This is a genomic window from Shewanella morhuae (genome assembly GCF_003028295.1).
GTDB lineage: Bacteria > Pseudomonadota > Gammaproteobacteria > Enterobacterales > Shewanellaceae > Shewanella > Shewanella morhuae.
In genome coordinates this window covers 535,110-552,614 of record NZ_PYSG01000003.1, presented here as the reverse complement: position 1 = coordinate 552,614, position 17,505 = coordinate 535,110, and the positions used below count along the sequence as shown (strand labels likewise).

The window sequence follows — 17,505 nt, the reverse complement described above, 5'->3', positions numbered from 1 at the left end:
TATTTAGTTGAGCGGTTAAATATCAACACTATGGGTGCGCTACTTTATAGTGGCAAACATTAATAGTCGTTATAAATAGCGCTGAATAAAACGGAAACACTCCTCTGCCACTAAGGGTTTAGAGAAATAAAACCCTTGTGCTAAATCACAACCCATACCCGACAATAATACCAGTTGTACCTCGTTCTCAACGCCTTCAGCGACGACCGTCAAGCCAAGCTCATGGGACATAGAAATCGTGGCCGCACTGATGGCCGCATCGTTAGGATCGTGCTCAATATCCTTCACAAAAGAGCGATCAAGTTTCAGCCTGTCTAGGGGTAAAAGCTTCAAATAGGATAATGACGAATAACCAGTACCAAAATCATCGATAGCAAGCTCAATACCATACTGACGTAGTTCAGCTAATAAGCGCGCATTTTGCTCAGGATGTTGCATTGCCACACTCTCAGTAATTTCGAGCTCCAACGCCCCTTTACCCAGATTATGTTTCAGCAATACATTGGTGATATCACTGACAATCGTGTCTTTTCGTAATTGATGTGCTGATAAATTGACTGCCATTCGCAATTTAGTGGCGCCTGCCGCACGCCAATCCGCAAGCTGCGCCATAGCCGTTTCTAACACCCATTGTCCAATAGGAATAATCATATCAATTTCTTCGGCGATGGGGATAAAACGGTCTGGAGCGACTAAACCAAGCTCTGGATGCTGCCAACGTATCAGCGCTTCAACACTCACTACTTGGCTGCTATGAATATCCATTTGCGGCTGATAATGCAGTAGCAATTCATTATTCGCTAATGCTTGCCTCAACCCGGTTTCAATATGTTGACGCTCAGTGACAGAGGTATTCATTGCTGCTGTAAAAAATTGATAGTTGTTGCGGCCAGCTGCTTTAGCACGGTACATGGCCATATCGGCATTTTTCATTAAGGCTTCAACACTATCACCATCGGCGGGAAACGAGCTTATCCCAATACTCGGTGATGAATGTAGTGCCTGATTATCAATAATATAGGTTTGGCTCAAACCACAACGTAACGCTTCAGCTAAATTAGCGACTTCATCATGATGTGTGTCAGACAACACCACCACAAACTCATCACCACCAAAACGCGCCACAATATCGTGCTCACCTACGGTACTTTTTAAACGTCGAGCAACCTCTAATAACAACTGATCGCCCATATGGTGACCTAAGGTGTCATTAATATTCTTAAAATGATCCATGTCGATAAACATCACCGCTATTTGGCTCTGCGATATTAATGCTTCTCGAAACACTTCTTCGAGGCGCAGCTGCAAACTGAGTCGATTAGGCAACAGGGTTAACGAATCATGATGAGCTAGAAAATGGATCTGTTCCTCAGTGATTTTTCGCGCACTGATATCGGTAAAGCAGCCAATATAGTGGCTGACTGCACCCGATTCATCCCGCACCACTGATATCATTAACCATTTAGGAAAATCATAACCTTGTTTATGCCTATCCCACACCTCGCCCTGCCAAAAACCCGTTTGTTCAAGGGCGACACGTACTTGGGCATCAATCGTTTTGTCAGTGCGTTGTGCCTCTAAATCACGACAATTTTTACCGATAATTTCCTCACGTGTGTAACCGGTAATTTGAGTAAAAGATGTGTTTACGTCGACGATAATATCGTTGGCATCTGTGATGCTAATGCCTTCACCGCTTTGCTGAAATACCTGTGCCAGCAGATGTAATCGTGCGGCGGTGTGCTCTTGCTCGGTAATATCCTCCACAATAAAGAGAATTTGTTGCTCACCATTTGCCGCAGTCACTAAAGTGCCATTCAAACGTACGGCAATCAGTTGACCATTTTTGTGGCGATAGTGTTTCTGGTAAGGGCCATAACGATCAGTCTGCTTTAAGCGTGTTAGTTGCTCGTTTTCACTTAATTGATAGCGCAGCGGCGTCAACTCCCAAGGCTCGAGCTGATTTAACTCAGCAAGGGTGTAGCCAGTGATATCACTAAAAGCTTGGTTTATTGCCACAAATTGACCATCGTCAACACGCTTGAGAGCATGCCCAACGGGAGCCTTATCAAACAGGCTACGATACCTTTGTTCACTTTCAACCAGTGTGCTTTGAAATGCCTGACTGCGGGCAATCTCTTTGGATAATGCCATCGTTTTTTCGGTCACGGTATCTGCAATACGCTGACGTTCACCAGAAGAAACCAGTGTCATACCGCCCACCACAGCACAGGCAATAAAAGCGAGTAATAACACCAGTATCGGTAAGCTAAAATCATCACCCATCAATGCTGCATAAGATTGATAAATCACGATATGCCAATGGCGATCAGCGAGCATGAGGTCGGCTTGAAAATATTGCCCAGTTCTATCACTGAACAGCGACCCAGTAAACTCAGGGAAAAGCATTGGAGTGCTACGATAAAGCAACGCACCACCGTCACTCACATCGGTCAGTTTCCACTCAATTTCCTTTATTATTTCGACATCGTTAATGACTTTTTTAAAGTCGATGACAGCAGAGCAAAAACCCGAAACCTCGCCTAATTTATCCAATGTAGGCACAAGGATTAACGCACCACCTGGACCGTCGGGTTCTTGCATTAATTGAACTTTGGCCGTCATCACTGGAGCTAAGGTTAAGCGCGCTTTAGCAATAGCGGCGGCGCGTATTGGCTCACTATTCAGGTCGACTCCTAATGCGGCCTCATTACCCGCCAGAGGCTGAACATACATGGTTGGCACTAACCATCCATCGCTATTAGCTTGCCAACCTTCTGGACGGCTCACTTTGTAAGCTCTGCCAATGGCCGCACTCGTTAATGCCTCAAAATTTTTCTGCTCGGACGCAGTAACTAACGGTAGCCAAGACCAGACTCTAAATTCATCCTTTGGCGCCATGTTGCGTTTACCAAACTGGGTAAACTCATTTAAAGACACTTGCTCGCTATTATCAAATAAACTAGCTAATGCAATAACTTGCTGAAGGCTCGCGGTTTGTAAGCTTTGAACATTATTAATAACCGCATTAGATTGGATCTGAAACTTATCCTGTAACTCGTGACGCTGATTCAGCTGTGCATAGTAATAAACTCCGACGCACAATAAAAAACCGACCAATAAAGACATTCCAGTTTGCAGGCGGCGTGAGCGCCAAATAGCCCGTTTATCAAACAGCAGCATGGTTAACGGAATAAAAATCACTGCACCCAACAGGTCTCCCGTCCACCAGTAAACTAAATTGCCCCACATATCTGAGCGCTCAATCGCACCACTGAAAAGCAATGAACTGTTACCAATAATCGCCGCTATTGAACACGTTAACGCTACGCTCAAGCTAGATTTAAGGACAACACGAGGATTATCTAAAGTGAATAAAGGATCTATGCGCCTAAGAACATGGGCAGAGAGCACTGCCTGTATACACGAGCCCATTGAGATAGATAATGCCAACCAGCTCCAATGTAGATATCCACCCAGATGAGAATTAATCAACATTGACCCTATGAATATGCCAATCCAAGGTGCATAGGGTTTCCAAAGGAGGCAAGCAGCAATGCCAATGCCTGCAGCAGGCCAAATGGCAGCCGAATATCCAGGCGGCAAAGCAATCATCAAGCCTAGCTTCCCAACCACTAAATAAGCGACGGCAATGAAAAAATTTACCGTAATGTATGGGATAAATGACTTTATAGTTGGTCCCTTCACATTAGTGATATTTAATAGAGTAGAGCATCATGCACTACTGACAGGTTTAATCTCAACCTCATATTAACGTTGAAATGATCACAAAGTAATATAGTCACATAGCCTAATGTACATAAGCAAAGTGATTTAAATCTCATGGCATGCCTCTGTATGTTTTTTCACCGCACATGCTTACGTTAAACACACTCACTATTGGCAGACAAAGCCCAAGTAACACTATGATTGATACTCGAGGATCGATATTCGAGATCGACTCGCAACGTTATGACTATTCAACTGACACTTAAAGCAGCGTGATCACCTAACAAGCAAGGCGCGCAGCAAGTCAACTTTAGCCAAAATAGATGTACCACCATCATCACACATCTTTAGTTTATGAGACATAGGTCAGTTAAATAATGGTTAAATTAGTTATTTTATATGATTAACTATGTTTTTATTAGGGTTTTTTTAATGTTTAAGCCAGTTTAGACAAGAGAACCGCTTTCATTCAATAGCCGCTTATTGGTATCCTCTGTCGCACAAAAAAGTTGCATGCTGAATATTTTTTGCTCAGCCAACTAACTCCCCCTTTCCTGTTCAGCCGGACCCACTCATTGAAATTAGCTATAAGCCAATTCATTGCTGAAAGATTGAGCCTGATAATTAGGTTCTCTCATTTTAGCGTGACAAACTTAACCCTATTATTCGGGTTATTGTTTGTGCTGCCTGTCGCTGAGGTTTTATGCATGTTGATGGGTAGCAGCATCGATGTCAGTGGACTAATTTGTCTAAACGACGGCTTTTTGACCGATTTTGTTGGTGCTAGCCTGCTCAGCTTATTATTACTTAATCCGCTTATTATTCAGCAGTTATGGTATTTGATCGATAGCAACTGCAAATCTATCAATAATATAGATCTAACTAACGCTTCACTTTTTTTAGCTCCTCCAAGGCTAAAATACCTCGAACAAACAGCCCACGGTTGTCGCGCCCCACCATTTTAATCCTTTGTTTATAAAATAAAATTAAGCATTTAGTGCTAAAAGTAGACCCTCGTATTGCTCGAGGCGGCAAAACATTACTGTATTTTGCCTCTGGTTTTTTCGGATCTTCTTGTAGATAACACCACTGAATGCAACTGCCAGTGCTTTTTTGGCAGAGTTGTAAACCTTAGGGTTAGAGGAATCGTCCTTTGTTAATTCGAAAATTAAGTAAAGCAGCATCCGCAGCATTAGTGCTCATGCTTGCGGGTTGTGACGGCGGAGTATTGGACCCTAAGGGTCAAATCGGTATCGATGAAAAGCACCTGATCGTCGTCGCCACCCTACTCATGTTAATTGTGGTTATTCCTGTTATTTTCATGACCTTGTACTTCGCATGGAAATACCGCGACAGTCGCGACCAAGAGATTTATGCGCCTAAATGGGCACATTCAACGGCAATTGAAACCGTGGTGTGGATAGTACCTATTGTGATTGTGATTATACTCGGCGTGATCACTTGGCGTTCAACCCATGATCTTGACCCCTATAAACCACTCGTCCACGAGGCTAAACCTATTACGGTTGAAGTCGTTTCAATGGACTGGAAATGGTTATTCATCTATCCAGAACAAGGTGTTGCATCCGTTAACGAACTAGCATTCCCAGCTAATGTTCCGGTGAACTTTAAGATCACCTCAGACACTGCAATGAACTCCTTCTTCATCCCACAGCTAGGCAGCCAGATTTACTCTATGGCGGGCATGACCACTAAATTGCATTTGATCGCCAACGAGCCAGGTACCTTCGATGGTATTTCAGCGAACTACAGCGGTGCAGGTTTTGCAGGCATGAAATTTAAAGCGATTGCCACTCAAACACCTGCCGACTTCGATGCGTGGATTGCGAAATTAAAACAACAGAAGCACACATTAGACTCAGTATCTTATGCAGCTCTGGCTAAACCAAGCGAATACAACCCGGTGGAATACTTTGGTTCAGTGAGCAAAGGGATGTTTGATCAAATCGTGATGCAATACATGCACATGGACTCACATCAAGACATGAAAGGTCACAAAAAAATGGACATGCACGCAGGTATGGAACATACGGGCACTGAGCACGATATGGCGCATATGGCTGGCGAGCACGCGATGGAAAATACACAGAACATGGCCGACATGGATAGCTCAACACATTCTGCACCGTCATTAACAAAGGATTCATCTACTGAACCTTTATCATTAGAGCACTCATCCACCCAAAAAGTGGAGGCGGAGTAATCATGTCATTTTTAGGTAAATTAAGCTTAGATGCGATCCCGTATCACGAGCCAATCATCATGGTGACCCTCGCGGTCGTCGCGATCGCAGGCCTGTTCATCGCAGCCTTGATCACTAAATATAAGAAATGGAGCGTACTTTGGAACGACTGGTTAACTTCAGTTGACCATAAACGCCTTGGTATCATGTACATCATACTTGCGATGGTGATGCTTATCCGTGGCTTCTCAGATGCCATTATGATGCGTACCCAGCAAGCACTCGCAACCAACGGCGCAGCTGGTTATCTGCCGCCTGAACATTACGACCAAATCTTCACTGCCCACGGCGTGATTATGATTATCTTTATGGCTATGCCATTTATGATCGGTCTAATGAACTTAGTGGTACCGCTACAAATTGGTGCCCGCGACGTTGCCTTCCCTTTCTTGAATAATCTCAGTTTCTGGCTTACCGCTTCGGGTGCTGTGCTGATCAATATTTCATTAGGATTAGGCGAATTCGCTAAAACTGGTTGGGTTGCTTATCCACCACTCTCAGAGCTGGCTTATAGTCCGGGAGTTGGGGTCGATTATTATATTTGGGCACTGCAAATATCGGGTATAGGGACGACCTTAACTGGGGTGAACTTTATCGCCACGGTACTCAAAATGCGCGCTCCAGGTATGAAGCTAATGCAAATGCCAATTTTCACTTGGACTTGTACTTGGGCAAACATACTCATTGTTGCTTCGTTCCCTATTTTGACCGCGGTACTTGGCTTACTGACTCTTGACCGTTACATGGATTTCCACTTTTTCACCAATGAAGGTGGCGGTAACGCCATGATGTATATCAACCTATTTTGGGCGTGGGGACATCCTGAAGTTTACATTTTGGTTCTGCCTGCATTTGGTATATTTTCAGAAGTCATTTCAACCTTTACGTCAAAACGACTCTTTGGTTACACCTCAATGGTGTGGGCAAGTGGGGTTATTTCTGTACTTGGTTTTATTGTTTGGCTACACCACTTCTTTACCATGGGCTCAAGCGCCAACGTTAACGCCTTTTTCGGGGTGATGACTATGGTTATTGCTGTGCCGACAGGGGTAAAACTATTTAACTGGTTGTTCACTATCTACCGTGGCCGTTTGCGTATCACGGTACCCGTATTGTGGACGTTAGGTTTTATGGTGACCTTTACCATAGGCGGGATGACTGGGGTGCTATTGGCCTTACCGGGTGCCGATTATGTCTTGCACAACAGCTTGTTCTTAATCGCGCATTTCCATAACACGATTATTGGTGGTGCAGTGTTTGGTTACTTAGCCGGTTTTGCCTTCTGGTTCCCTAAAGCGACAGGTTTCCACTTAAATGAACGTTTAGGTAAAGCGTCATTCTGGTGCTGGCAAATTGGTTTCTATGTGGCATTTATGCCGTTGTACGTACTGGGCTTTATGGGTATGACACGCCGTATCAACCACATTGATAACCCAGCATGGAACATTTGGATTTACTTAGCCGCTGTGGGCGCTGCCATTATTTTAGTGGGTATTATTCTACAGTTCGTACAACTGTATGTGAGTATTCGTGATCGTGACCAAAACCGTGATACTACGGGCGATCCATGGAATGGCCACACCCTAGAATGGTCAACCGCATCACCACCACAATTTTATAATTTCGCTACGCTGCCACAGGTTGCTGATATTGATGCCTTTACCGATGCCAAAGAAAAAGGCACCGCGTATCAACGTCCAAAGCATTACCAAGCTATCCATATGCCTAAAAATACCCCAAGCGGTATCTTAATGGCTCTGGGCATTACGGCTGTGGGCTTTGCTGCGATTTGGCACATCTTGTGGTTAGCCATTGTGGGCTTAGTAGGCGCGTTCATCGTGTTCCTCTTCCGTGCTTATAACAATGACGTCGACTATTACGTTCAACCCGATGAAGTGGCTCGCATTGAAGATGCTCACTTAAACCATGTAGTAAGGGGCTGATATGAGTATTACAATCCCAGCAGATTTAAATGTTGCTCACAGTGACGAGCACCATGAACACCACGATACCAGTGGCAACACTCTATTTGGTTTCTGGCTTTACTTAATGACCGACTGCATTTTGTTTGCCTCGGTTTTCGCAACCTATGCGGTGCTCTACATGAACACCGATGGTGGCGTTTCAGGTAAAGACATTTTCGAACTCGATTTTGTGTTGATCGAAACTGCCGCTCTGTTAGTCAGTAGTATTACCTACGGCCTAGCGCTGATTTTTGCTAAACGCCATAACAAAGCCGCGACACTAGCTTGGTTAGTTATCACCTTTGCACTTGGTTGTGTGTTTATCGGAATGGAAGTGTATGAATTCCATCACCTGATTGAACACGGTAATGGCCCACAGCGCAGTGCTTTCCTATCATCCTTTTTCGCCCTTGTCGGCATGCACGGTTTGCATGTAACTGCGGGTTTAATTTGGATGGTCATCATGATGGTTGAAGTGGCGAAAACCGGTTTAGGTCCTCGCAGCATCACCCGCTTGAGTTGCCTAAGTTTGTTCTGGCATTTCCTCGATATCGTGTGGATTTGTGTATTCACTGTCGTGTATTTATTGGGAGCACTGTAATGAGCGCACATCTTGATAGCCATAAGACAGACGATCTGGCCGCAAGCATTAAATCTTATTTAATGGGTTTTGTACTGTCGGTGATATTAACCGCTATTCCATTTTGGGCGGTAATGACCCACCACTTCGAGAAATCGACCACACTGAGCTTAGTGCTCGTGATGGCAATAGTGCAGATAGTGGTACATCTTAAGTACTTCTTGCACTTAGACTTCTCCAAGGAAGGAAAAATTAATACCTTCTCCTTCCTGTTTACCGCCTTGATTATTGTCATGGTAGTAGGCTTGTCGGTGTGGATCATCCTCGAAGCTAACACTTTGATGATGTAATGAGAGGCCGCAGATGAATATACAAGACAGATTTATGTCACCGCAATGGAAAGCACGCTTCAAAGGGTATGTACAGGTTACTAAACCTGGCATCATTTTCGGGAATTTGATTTCCGTTGCTGGCGGTTTTTTATTGGCCGCCAAAGGCGATGTAAATCTAGTCTTGATGCTAGCAAGCTTAGTGGGATTGTCTTTGGTCGTGGCATCTGGCTGCGCTATCAACAACTGTATTGATCGCGATATCGACGCCAAAATGCAACGCACCTGTAAACGCGTGACCGTCACGGGTGAAATTGCACTAGTGAATGTGTTTATTTTCGGTGTGATATTAGGCGTTATTGGCTTTGGTATTTTAGCGATATTTACCAATGCATTGGCCCTGCTATTTGCCGTTATTGGTTACCTTGTTTATGTGTGCGTTTATAGCCTCTACATGAAACGTAACTCAGTATATGGCACTTTGGTTGGTAGCTTTTCGGGTGCTGTACCGCCCGTAGTCGGCTATTGCAGCGTGACAGGGCAAATGGACATGGGCGCAGTTATTTTGCTGCTAATGTTCAGTTTATGGCAAATGCCACACTCTTATGCCATCGCGATTTTCCGCTTTAATGACTATGCCGCTGCAAATATTCCGGTATTACCGGTTGCCGAAGGCATGACTAAGGCAAAACTGCATATCGTACTTTATATTGCGGTGTTCGCTTTGGTCAGCGCACTGCTACCACTGGCTGGTTACACTGGTATCGCCTTTATGGCGGTCACCTGCGCGACTAGCCTGTGGTGGCTTGCTATGGCATTAAAAGGTTATCGTCACGGTATTGATATGCACCGCTGGGCTCGCCAAGTGTTTGGTTTTTCAATCATCACTATTACAGCGCTCAGTGTGACTATGGCGCTAGATTTTCAAGTGGTCAGCCAAACACCATTATTGACGTTAACTCAGTAAAGCTCAGTTTATTCTGCTAAAAAAAGCGCTAACTTAGGTTAGCGCTTTTTTATTGATTAATTTAGCACCGATAAAAAGTGCATTTTAGGCAAACAACATTCGCCACCACATGCCTGGCAAGCTAGTAAAGCCTGTAGTGTAGTATTGGAGTTCTCCCGCTTTAAAGACCATTATCGTTGGCGTCGCCTGTAATGACCAATCACGAGCAATAGTATTATCGCTATCGTTAATCGTTTCAAAATCATAGCCTTGATGCTGAAGGTATTTCTTTAGCTTTTCGTCTTCACCCGATCCCATCGCTACTGTTACCACGGGATAATGTTCAGACAGTTGATTAACCGCCGGACTGACAAAATTACACACTGGGCACCATGTCCCCCAAAAATACACCAGTACCGCTTGGTCTTGGCTAAGAGTGGTAATATCGACTTCGGCGCCCGCTAAGGTTATACCTCGTAGTGGGGGTAAATTATCCCGCGGGATGTCTTTACCACGCCAAAGGTCCATCACACTCGTCACCACAAGGGCAATGATCAGCCACAACAGCAACTGTTTGGCAAAATCCCATATGCGCTTAGGCAATGAGATCGAAACCTGTGCGGCGCTCGTCTGTTCGGTTTGCTTTGGCTTCATCTTAACTACTCTTCTGAGTCTTATCTTGCGCTGCTATCGCGGCTTCTAGTTGCTCTTTTAGAACCTCATAGGGAACTAAGCCAGGAATAACCGTATCGGCAATTATCATACTTGGCGTGCCGCCTATGCCTAACTCATTCATTAAGTTAACATTATCATCTACCATTTGAGCAACTCGTGGGTCTGTATTACCAGCCCAACGCTCCGTTTTTGTCAGTTTAGCGACTTTGGTAATAGCGGCAGCATCCAGTCCACGCGGGCTCGACATCAACATGTCCTTCACTTTGAGATACTTTTCAGGTTCGTTTAACCATACGGTTTGAGCAAAGTCGACAGCTAGCTTTGACGCCTCACCCTGCAGTGGCACCATTTTGATAATAACTTTTAACTGCGGGAATTCTTCAATCAATTGGTTCAATGCGGGTTCGATTTTTTTACAATAAGGGCAATTAAAATCGGTGAAATACACCATAGTGACCTCGGGGGTTGCCGCACCTTTCCATGGATCGCTTTTCGTTTCATACATGGCCTCATGATTCATCACTAAGCTCGTCTGCATCGCGGCATCAGCGCCCTGTTGCTCTCGTGATTGCAACGCAATAATGGCTTCTTTCAATAACTCAGGATCATTGATCAAAGCATCCTTAATCATGGCGCGTACTTCTTGCTGCTGTGCAGCGGTTAGGCTGCTAGCATCTGCATGGGCAAAAGTGCTGATTGAGGGTAATGACACGACGAACATCGCCATTGCTACACCCGATACCGCAAACATTTGCAGCTTACGGTGCTTAAGAATTGTGCTTAATTTCGACATGTTTGTGACTCCATTTTCGTGCGTTAATTTATCAGTTTGAACTACATTTTTGACGTGAATCGTTGATTTCGTGATAGGTTTTCCAATGTCATGGACCAGAGCTCGCGTCGTTCCAGTCGTTAACTATCTCTCAGTTAATTAACCAAAAGATCGAGTGTTAATAGCGTTAGTGTTCAGTTGTCGCCTCTTTAGGCATAGATGAGGCTTGTTTAAGCGCATCAATTACCCGTTGGCTAGATAGAATTTCAGGTAATGCAATACCTTGCGGCGCATTAGGGCCATAGATGATATTAAAGGGCACGCCGAAACGATTGTGACTTTGGAGGTAATCAGTAATAGGCTGCGATGCTGTGGTCCAATCGCCTTTCATGGGTAATACATGTGCCTGTTGCAACAAGCTGTAGACGGGTTCTTGTAAGATCACGCCCACTTTATTGGCCTTACAGGTAATACACCAATCTGCAGTTACATCAACAAATACAGTCTTTCCTTGGGCAACCTGTTGGTCAATTAACGCTTGATCCAGTGGCGTCCAAGTAAGGTCTGTTGGTAAGGGTTTTGCCCATTGATTTGAGGTGCTAAACGCGATGACAGCCGATAATAAAATACCCACACCCAAACTGCTGACAATGGCAATAGCGCCGTATTTTTTAGCCATAAAGAACATAAAAATCAGCGCAATGGCAGCACCGAGTGGCCACAGATAAATCACATTAACAAAACTCGCTAATAGGCTGATTAACCACAAACTGGTGAGTAACAACATGGCGGAGAAAAATACTTTTACTATGTTCATCCAGCGGCCGGGTTTAGGGAAATAACCCGCCACTTGTGGAAATGCCGCCACCATTAACCAAGGCAGCGACATCCCCACAGCTAAAGCAGTAAAGATAACCAACAGACTCAGTACATCAGCGCCCAAAGCGAATGCCACTGCGGTGCCTAAAAAAGGTGCACTGCACGGCGTTGCCAACAAAGTCGCAAACATGCCCTGTAAAAAGTGGCCCCGGTTGCTATTGCCGCCGGTTGTCGCCAGCTTGGTTTGTACGTTAGAAGGTAAGTTAATCTCAAACACACCTAACATATTGAAAGCAAACACTGTAGTCACAAGCGCCATAAAGCCGATAAACCACGGATTTTGGAACTGCACGCCCCAGCCAATCGCTTGTCCAGTGAGTTTGAGTATTAAGATGAAGCCAGCCAGTAGCCAAAATGAGACTAAAATACCCAGCGCTGAGGCGATAAACTGTTGGCGGATTTGATTGCGCTGTAAATGAGGCGCTGCGACTACTGAGCTCAACTTCATCCCGAGTACCGGTAATACACAGGGCATTACATTTAAAATCAAGCCACCGATAAGCGCCAACAATATGATGCTGAATATCGAGGTGTTTTCCTGCGTAATCACCTTAGGTTCAACCTTGGCGCTATATTCGAGTGCTCGTTCACCATCAATAACCGTAACATTGAGTGGTTTACCTAATACTTCTGGCTCACCTAGCCAACTCGTGCCATTAAAAATAGCGACTAATTGCTGGCCCTCTAGGGCCGTTTCGCTCTTAGTTAAGCTCACTCGTTTAAATGTAGTATCGGGCTCGCCATCAATAATAATGCTGGGCTGCTGCCAGTTGGTATCATTCAGCCTGACTTCAAGCTGACTTTTAGCGGCATCCCAACCTAATGTCATCACAGGCGGCGCGCCCTCTGCTGCCACTACCTTTTGGGGCACCCGCGATATAGCCTTGTTGTAAGCCAACATGGCATCAGTATTTGCTTGCAGTGCATTAGGGGTGAAATCAAGATTAATTTGATAATCAGTCAGTACACAGATGGTGGTGCAAGTCGATAACGTCACCTTACCGCGCAGCTGAGTTGGCGCGCTAATATCATCAACAGTTAGGAGTAATGGAAAGGTCGTATTACCTTTATAGCCAAAGGTTTGTAGCCCTAATAATGAGAACTCTTCAGGTGCAGGCCATGCCCAATCAACATGTTGTAGATTACGGGACTCATCCCATTTAATCGCCGGGGCAATACCGCCTTCCCCAGGGCTACGCCAATAGGTTTTCCAATCGCCCTCAAGTTGAACCTCGAGTACCGCAGGCAAAGTATTCGATACTGGATCTACTGCGCCAGTCAGCATAAATCGAACCTTGACGGGCAAATGATGTTCATTCACTAACCATGGGGTTGATGCTGCCGATAACGCCGGACTCGCCACGAGCAAAACCAGCATCCACAATCGGATTGAGATGAATTTTAGAATGTGCATTTTATCCCCAAAGTATGCATTAACTGTAAGTTATTCAATTGCATATTAATCTCTTTGATATTTCGTCAGCATAACTACCGAGGTAACACTTAAGCGTGAATCGCCGTTGAGTGTATTTCCAAAGTGCATTTACGTTATGCCTTAGCTCATCTTTTAGCCATCGAAGTGCAGGCTAACGCTATGATCTCGTTATTTAAGTCCTCACGACTTAATAGGAGCGATACGCTAAAAGGTGTAGTTCAAAAAATTTGATAGGGAGATAAAGGTATAAAGCTGATGTTCAGCCGCGACTTAGTTCTGTTTATCAGCAATAAGCTGATGAGATAATTAACGATCCACAGACAAAGTTCACGCTGAAAAAATCACCTATCAAATTGATAAGTAAATTATTTTCATTCTTGAAAGCGGCAATGGGTGAGATGTATTCGCCGAGGTTTGGCTTGATAACGCTGTATAGGCAACAGGGTTATCACGCGGGAGGCGCGGGGGAGTAATGGCAGTAGGAACAATAACGTTAGAAAAGGGATAGAACTCGGTACATCAATACAGGTGCGGATCGACTTTTCAGACAATTCACATTTTTTAGGCTCAGTTTTAGCTAAATCACCCTCGCTAGAAAGGTGACTAACATTCACACCTTTGGCGGTATCGCTCGAAAAAGAGGTGCCAGCAATCGCTTGCGTACTCGATGGATTGAGTAGCAATTTAAGCATTCCACTATTTTGCGTCAAACAAAACAAGGTCAGTATGGTAAAAACCATTACGCCCCATAAATTGCCTGTTTGTTTAGTCAATAACTTAATGATGTGAGTGTCTCTGGTCTTTTTTGCTAGAAAAATATAAACAGCTTGGTATCAAACGTTCGCGGAGTATAAGACCGGAGGATTGTAACAATAGTTCATCGGCAAGCAAACTATTTGAGTATTATCGCTAAACTGGCGGTCTAGTTTACTTTTTACTTACGCATTATTGGAATAAGTAATGATTAATCTCACTACCCCAAAAAATCGCCATGAAATACTTATCCATTGATAAATAAAGTAGAAGGCTATCGTCTGAATATAGGTGTTTATTATCTTACGCCATTAAAGCTGACTTTTTATACGCAAGTGCTGTCGCTGAAACCAAACTATGACATAGCAGTATACCCAGAAACAATTACTTAGCTAAATCATGTAACCATACATCGACATAAAATGTACTCATAGTCTGACAAATAGGAACAACTACAAAATAACTCAAGTGAGAAAATGTAATTTTACTACAAATGACTATTAAACCTTTGCAAACGGACAATTGGACTAAACAGTATTGGTAGTATTACTAATTTAGCCACCAGTGAATCAAAATTGGTATTGAAAAGTTGCTTAATTGAGTATCCAGCATTCGTTACTAGCGACCTATCTTCTTAAATCCTTCCCTAGATCTTGCGCAAATTTTTTAGCGGCCTTTAATGACTCTCTATCTGTGAATTGTTCAGCTGTAACTGTGGGGGAACAATAAGTTTGATACTAAAATGGCAGCGATCGCATAGTTACGCTGCAATTTCTAAATCGAAATTGCCCCATTCCTCGTTAGCAAATGGCATTTAGCTCACTTCAGCATCAGTATGTTGACCAAATTTTAGTAATGCTACAGAGTTCTAGCCTTATTAGTTATCAACCGCAATGACCCTAGTCAATGAGAAAATGTGGTACGAGTGTTAGTCTGAATGCGGAGACAAAATACTGTCAACCAAAGTCAATAATCAGTCGAAAGTGAGCGTAAAAGAATGAGAAAGCTAAAACGATATCAAGTGATTACCCATCAAACTGTATAAAAAACCGCTACCGCAAAAAAGCAAATTCCTATAGCATCATTCATACCCATTTACACAGGGCGAGAGCGAACTAACCTAAAAAATGAACAATTAGCGTAAAACGTCTGTCACTAGAATAAAAAGTAATCATGCCAAGAGTAAAGCTGAGTGCTATTTACTCACGAATTGTACATTTACCGAGCGATAGAGGAATTTGTTACTTGATTTAAAAAGTTGAATCCCGCCCTGCCCATTTACACGGATGTGGCAGCGGCCAAGTCCAACAAGCGATTTATGCCCTGCAAACAGCGCATAAATACTAAGAAGTTATACGCCCAGTCATGGATTTTCTATAAAGGTAGAATATGGACATAAAGAAAGTATTTAGAGGGATAAGCCAAAAGCTTCAAACTGATTTAGAAATATCCTCTGAAATTAATCACCAAGGAAATAAAGGAACTTATCGTGAAAGTGCTTTACGCGATTTTTTGCTTTCAGGTCGCCTCCCAAAGAGATTTGGTATAGGTACAGGTGAAATAATAGGGCCGACGAGAAATGTATCTAAGCAAAGCGATTTAGTCATCTATGATCAACTTGATGGAATGTCTCTAGTCTATGATGATAACGTACAAATATATCCTATTGAGTCCGTTTTTGGCGTCATTGAGGTAAAGTCAAAATTATCAAAGGTAGAACTATTAAAATCTTTGGAAAACATAAAATCTGTTAAATCTTTATGTCCAAATGAATCAGTGACAAAGACTACGAATTCATTCATGAGTATGACTTATCCCAGACCAAAACCTTTTGGTGTTGTTTTTGCCTACTCTTTATCCAACAACTCATTAGAGTTGTAATGGTCAAGTTTTTCTGGAGGGATGTTAAGCCGCTTTTTTTAACTCATTATATTTTTGATGTGGCGTCTTATAATCTATTGCTGAATGCCTACGTTTGTAATTGTAAAACTGGATATATTGCTCAACCACGCTCACTACAGAGCTGTGATTGATAAAGGCTAAATGGTTTAATCGTTCAGTCTTTAAGCTCCTAAAAAATCGTTCCATCACCGCATTATCCCAACAATTTCCTCTACGACTCATACTTTGTTCAATACCTAAGCCCCTTAGCTTTTCTCTGAACACCTTAGCCGAGTACTGGCAACCTTGGTCAGAGTGAAACATCAACGCCTGTGTATTTGGCCTCTGGCGTTGTAGCGCGTTATTTAAGGCCGCTGTCGCTAACGCTGCATTGGGTTGGCTTGATAAGGCATACCCAACAATTTCTTTGGTGCCTAAATCAAGCACACAAGCTAAATAACTCCACCCTTGATGGGATTTTATGTAGGTAATATCACCCACCCAATGAGTATTATACGTCGTAGGGTTAAACTGCCGCTTGAGCAAATTAGGTGCGTAAACTTGCTCATCACCTGAGTTAGGATAGTAATGCTTTTTCTTTGGCCTAATCGCTATTAACCCCATACTTTTCATTATGCTAGCAATAGCGTAAACCCCTACCTTACAATCTAAATCGACTAAGTCTGCCTGTATTCGACGTTTACCATACGTCGAATTTGAGTCAGAGAACGCTTGTTCTACTAATTGTATCCGTGCCTGCTTTTCAGCGCTTTGGGGGATCGGTTTGTAATATAAACTACTGCAACTGAGCTCGAATACTCGGCACAACTCACTCATTCTAAAGCCTAGATTTGCTTTCTTTACTTCGCGGATCATTTTAAGTTTTGATTGTCTCGAATGAAGAAAGCTGCAGCCTTTTTTAGGATGTCATTATCCCTCATTGCTTGTTTTAGTTGAGCTTCTAAGAGTTGAATTTTTCGTTGTTCTTCAGTGAATGCTTTGGCATTTTCTGGGGTTTTACCCGCTAATTCAGCCTGGTACTGGATTTTCCATCGAGACACCGCAGATTTACCTGCACCAGACATATCTTCAATTTGCTTGTTGGTGTAACCCTGTTCGACCATCAGCTTGGCATATTCTAATTTTTGCAGCGGGCTGACAGTGACTTTCGATTTTCTAATCATAATAAATACCTTTAAGATTTGGCTTATTTTAAGCTATAAATCTCTACAGTTTCATTAGACCATTACAACATTGATGGGGAAGATTAAAGCTGTAGAGTCATGCCTTAACGACCTC

The 17,505-nt window shown here is 43.4% G+C and carries 12 protein-coding genes; 6 read left to right on the top strand and 6 right to left on the bottom strand.

The window, feature by feature from the left end; all coding sequences use genetic code 11:
• Positions 1 to 69 precede the first annotated feature (69 nt).
• Positions 70 to 3,615: an EAL domain-containing protein gene (locus tag C9I43_RS17055; RefSeq protein WP_373455357.1), complete on the bottom strand. Its 3,546-nt coding sequence runs from the start codon at positions 3,613 to 3,615 to the stop codon at positions 70 to 72.
• A gap of 1,267 nt (positions 3,616 to 4,882) precedes the next feature.
• Between C9I43_RS17055 and cyoA the strand changes: the two genes are divergently transcribed.
• Genes cyoA through cyoE form a run of 5 tightly spaced genes read left to right on the top strand, consistent with a single transcriptional unit; the run spans position 4,883 to position 9,832 of the window.
• The gene (cyoA, locus tag C9I43_RS17040; RefSeq protein ID WP_107884732.1) at positions 4,883 to 5,953 is read left to right on the top strand and encodes a ubiquinol oxidase subunit II; all 1,071 of its coding nucleotides are present in this window, start codon (positions 4,883 to 4,885) and stop codon (positions 5,951 to 5,953) included.
• A 2-nt stretch (positions 5,954 to 5,955) separates the two neighbouring features.
• Positions 5,956 to 7,935 (top strand): cytochrome o ubiquinol oxidase subunit I, encoded by a 1,980-nt coding sequence (gene cyoB / locus C9I43_RS17035; protein WP_076497302.1) that lies wholly within the window; start codon positions 5,956 to 5,958, stop codon positions 7,933 to 7,935.
• A 1-nt stretch (position 7,936) separates the two neighbouring features.
• Positions 7,937 to 8,557, top strand: coding sequence for a cytochrome o ubiquinol oxidase subunit III (gene cyoC, locus C9I43_RS17030; RefSeq protein WP_076497303.1), 621 nt, complete (start codon positions 7,937 to 7,939; stop codon positions 8,555 to 8,557).
• On the top strand, positions 8,557 to 8,886 hold the full coding sequence (cyoD, locus tag C9I43_RS17025; protein WP_076497304.1) for a cytochrome o ubiquinol oxidase subunit IV: 330 nt from the start codon (positions 8,557 to 8,559) through the stop codon (positions 8,884 to 8,886). The genes cyoC and cyoD overlap by 1 nt, the downstream gene beginning before the upstream one ends.
• A gap of 13 nt (positions 8,887 to 8,899) precedes the next feature.
• A complete protein-coding gene (gene cyoE, locus C9I43_RS17020) occupies positions 8,900 to 9,832 on the top strand; it encodes a heme o synthase (RefSeq protein WP_107884730.1) in 933 nt (310 codons plus the stop codon).
• 84 nt (positions 9,833 to 9,916) lie between these two features.
• Here the strand turns inward: cyoE and C9I43_RS17015 are convergent, their stop codons facing one another.
• The 4 genes from C9I43_RS17015 to C9I43_RS17000 all read right to left on the bottom strand — a co-directional run bounded on the left by C9I43_RS17015 (position 9,917) and on the right by C9I43_RS17000 (position 14,312).
• A complete protein-coding gene (locus C9I43_RS17015; RefSeq protein WP_107884728.1) occupies positions 9,917 to 10,465 on the bottom strand; it encodes a protein disulfide oxidoreductase in 549 nt (182 codons plus the stop codon).
• 1 nt (position 10,466) lies between these two features.
• Entirely contained in the window at positions 10,467 to 11,279 is an 813-nt protein-coding gene (locus C9I43_RS17010) for a DsbA family protein (RefSeq protein ID WP_181317926.1), read from the bottom strand.
• A gap of 166 nt (positions 11,280 to 11,445) precedes the next feature.
• Positions 11,446 to 13,551 carry a protein-disulfide reductase DsbD family protein gene (locus C9I43_RS17005; RefSeq protein ID WP_107884724.1) on the bottom strand — a complete coding sequence of 702 codons (2,106 nt, stop codon included), beginning with the start codon at positions 13,549 to 13,551 and terminating at the stop codon, positions 11,446 to 11,448.
• Between the two features lie 392 nt (positions 13,552 to 13,943).
• Positions 13,944 to 14,312 carry a hypothetical protein gene (locus tag C9I43_RS17000; RefSeq protein ID WP_107884722.1) on the bottom strand — a complete coding sequence of 123 codons (369 nt, stop codon included), beginning with the start codon at positions 14,310 to 14,312 and terminating at the stop codon, positions 13,944 to 13,946.
• Positions 14,313 to 15,714: 1,402 nt separating this feature from the next.
• Here C9I43_RS17000 and C9I43_RS16995 point away from each other — a divergent pair.
• The gene (locus tag C9I43_RS16995; protein ID WP_107884720.1) at positions 15,715 to 16,206 is read left to right on the top strand and encodes a DUF6602 domain-containing protein; all 492 of its coding nucleotides are present in this window, start codon (positions 15,715 to 15,717) and stop codon (positions 16,204 to 16,206) included.
• 24 nt (positions 16,207 to 16,230) lie between these two features.
• Here C9I43_RS16995 and C9I43_RS16990 read toward each other — a convergent pair.
• Positions 16,231 to 17,390 (bottom strand): IS3 family transposase gene (locus C9I43_RS16990; protein WP_107884718.1). Its coding sequence is split into 2 segments (ribosomal slippage): positions 16,231 to 17,129 and positions 17,129 to 17,390, totalling 1,161 coding nucleotides; the frame shifts between segments, so codons are not numbered across the junction.
• Positions 17,391 to 17,505 lie beyond the last annotated feature (115 nt).

Excerpts from the sequence above, each read along its gene's own strand:
- C9I43_RS17010 (WP_181317926.1), bottom strand. The coding sequence starts at position 11,279 with ATGTCGAAATTAAGCACAATTCTTAAGCACCGTAAGCTGCAAATGTTT.
- C9I43_RS17000 (WP_107884722.1), bottom strand. The coding sequence starts at position 14,312 with ATGGTTTTTACCATACTGACCTTGTTTTGTTTGACGCAAAATAGTGGA.
- C9I43_RS17005 (WP_107884724.1), bottom strand. The coding sequence starts at position 13,551 with ATGCACATTCTAAAATTCATCTCAATCCGATTGTGGATGCTGGTTTTG.
- cyoC (WP_076497303.1), top strand. The coding sequence starts at position 7,937 with ATGAGTATTACAATCCCAGCAGATTTAAATGTTGCTCACAGTGACGAG.
- C9I43_RS16995 (WP_107884720.1), top strand. The coding sequence starts at position 15,715 with ATGGACATAAAGAAAGTATTTAGAGGGATAAGCCAAAAGCTTCAAACT.
- cyoE (WP_107884730.1), top strand. The coding sequence starts at position 8,900 with ATGAATATACAAGACAGATTTATGTCACCGCAATGGAAAGCACGCTTC.
- cyoD (WP_076497304.1), top strand. The coding sequence starts at position 8,557 with ATGAGCGCACATCTTGATAGCCATAAGACAGACGATCTGGCCGCAAGC.
- C9I43_RS17015 (WP_107884728.1), bottom strand. The coding sequence starts at position 10,465 with ATGAAGCCAAAGCAAACCGAACAGACGAGCGCCGCACAGGTTTCGATC.
- cyoB (WP_076497302.1), top strand. The coding sequence starts at position 5,956 with ATGTCATTTTTAGGTAAATTAAGCTTAGATGCGATCCCGTATCACGAG.
- C9I43_RS17055 (WP_373455357.1), bottom strand. The coding sequence starts at position 3,615 with ATGATTGCTTTGCCGCCTGGATATTCGGCTGCCATTTGGCCTGCTGCA.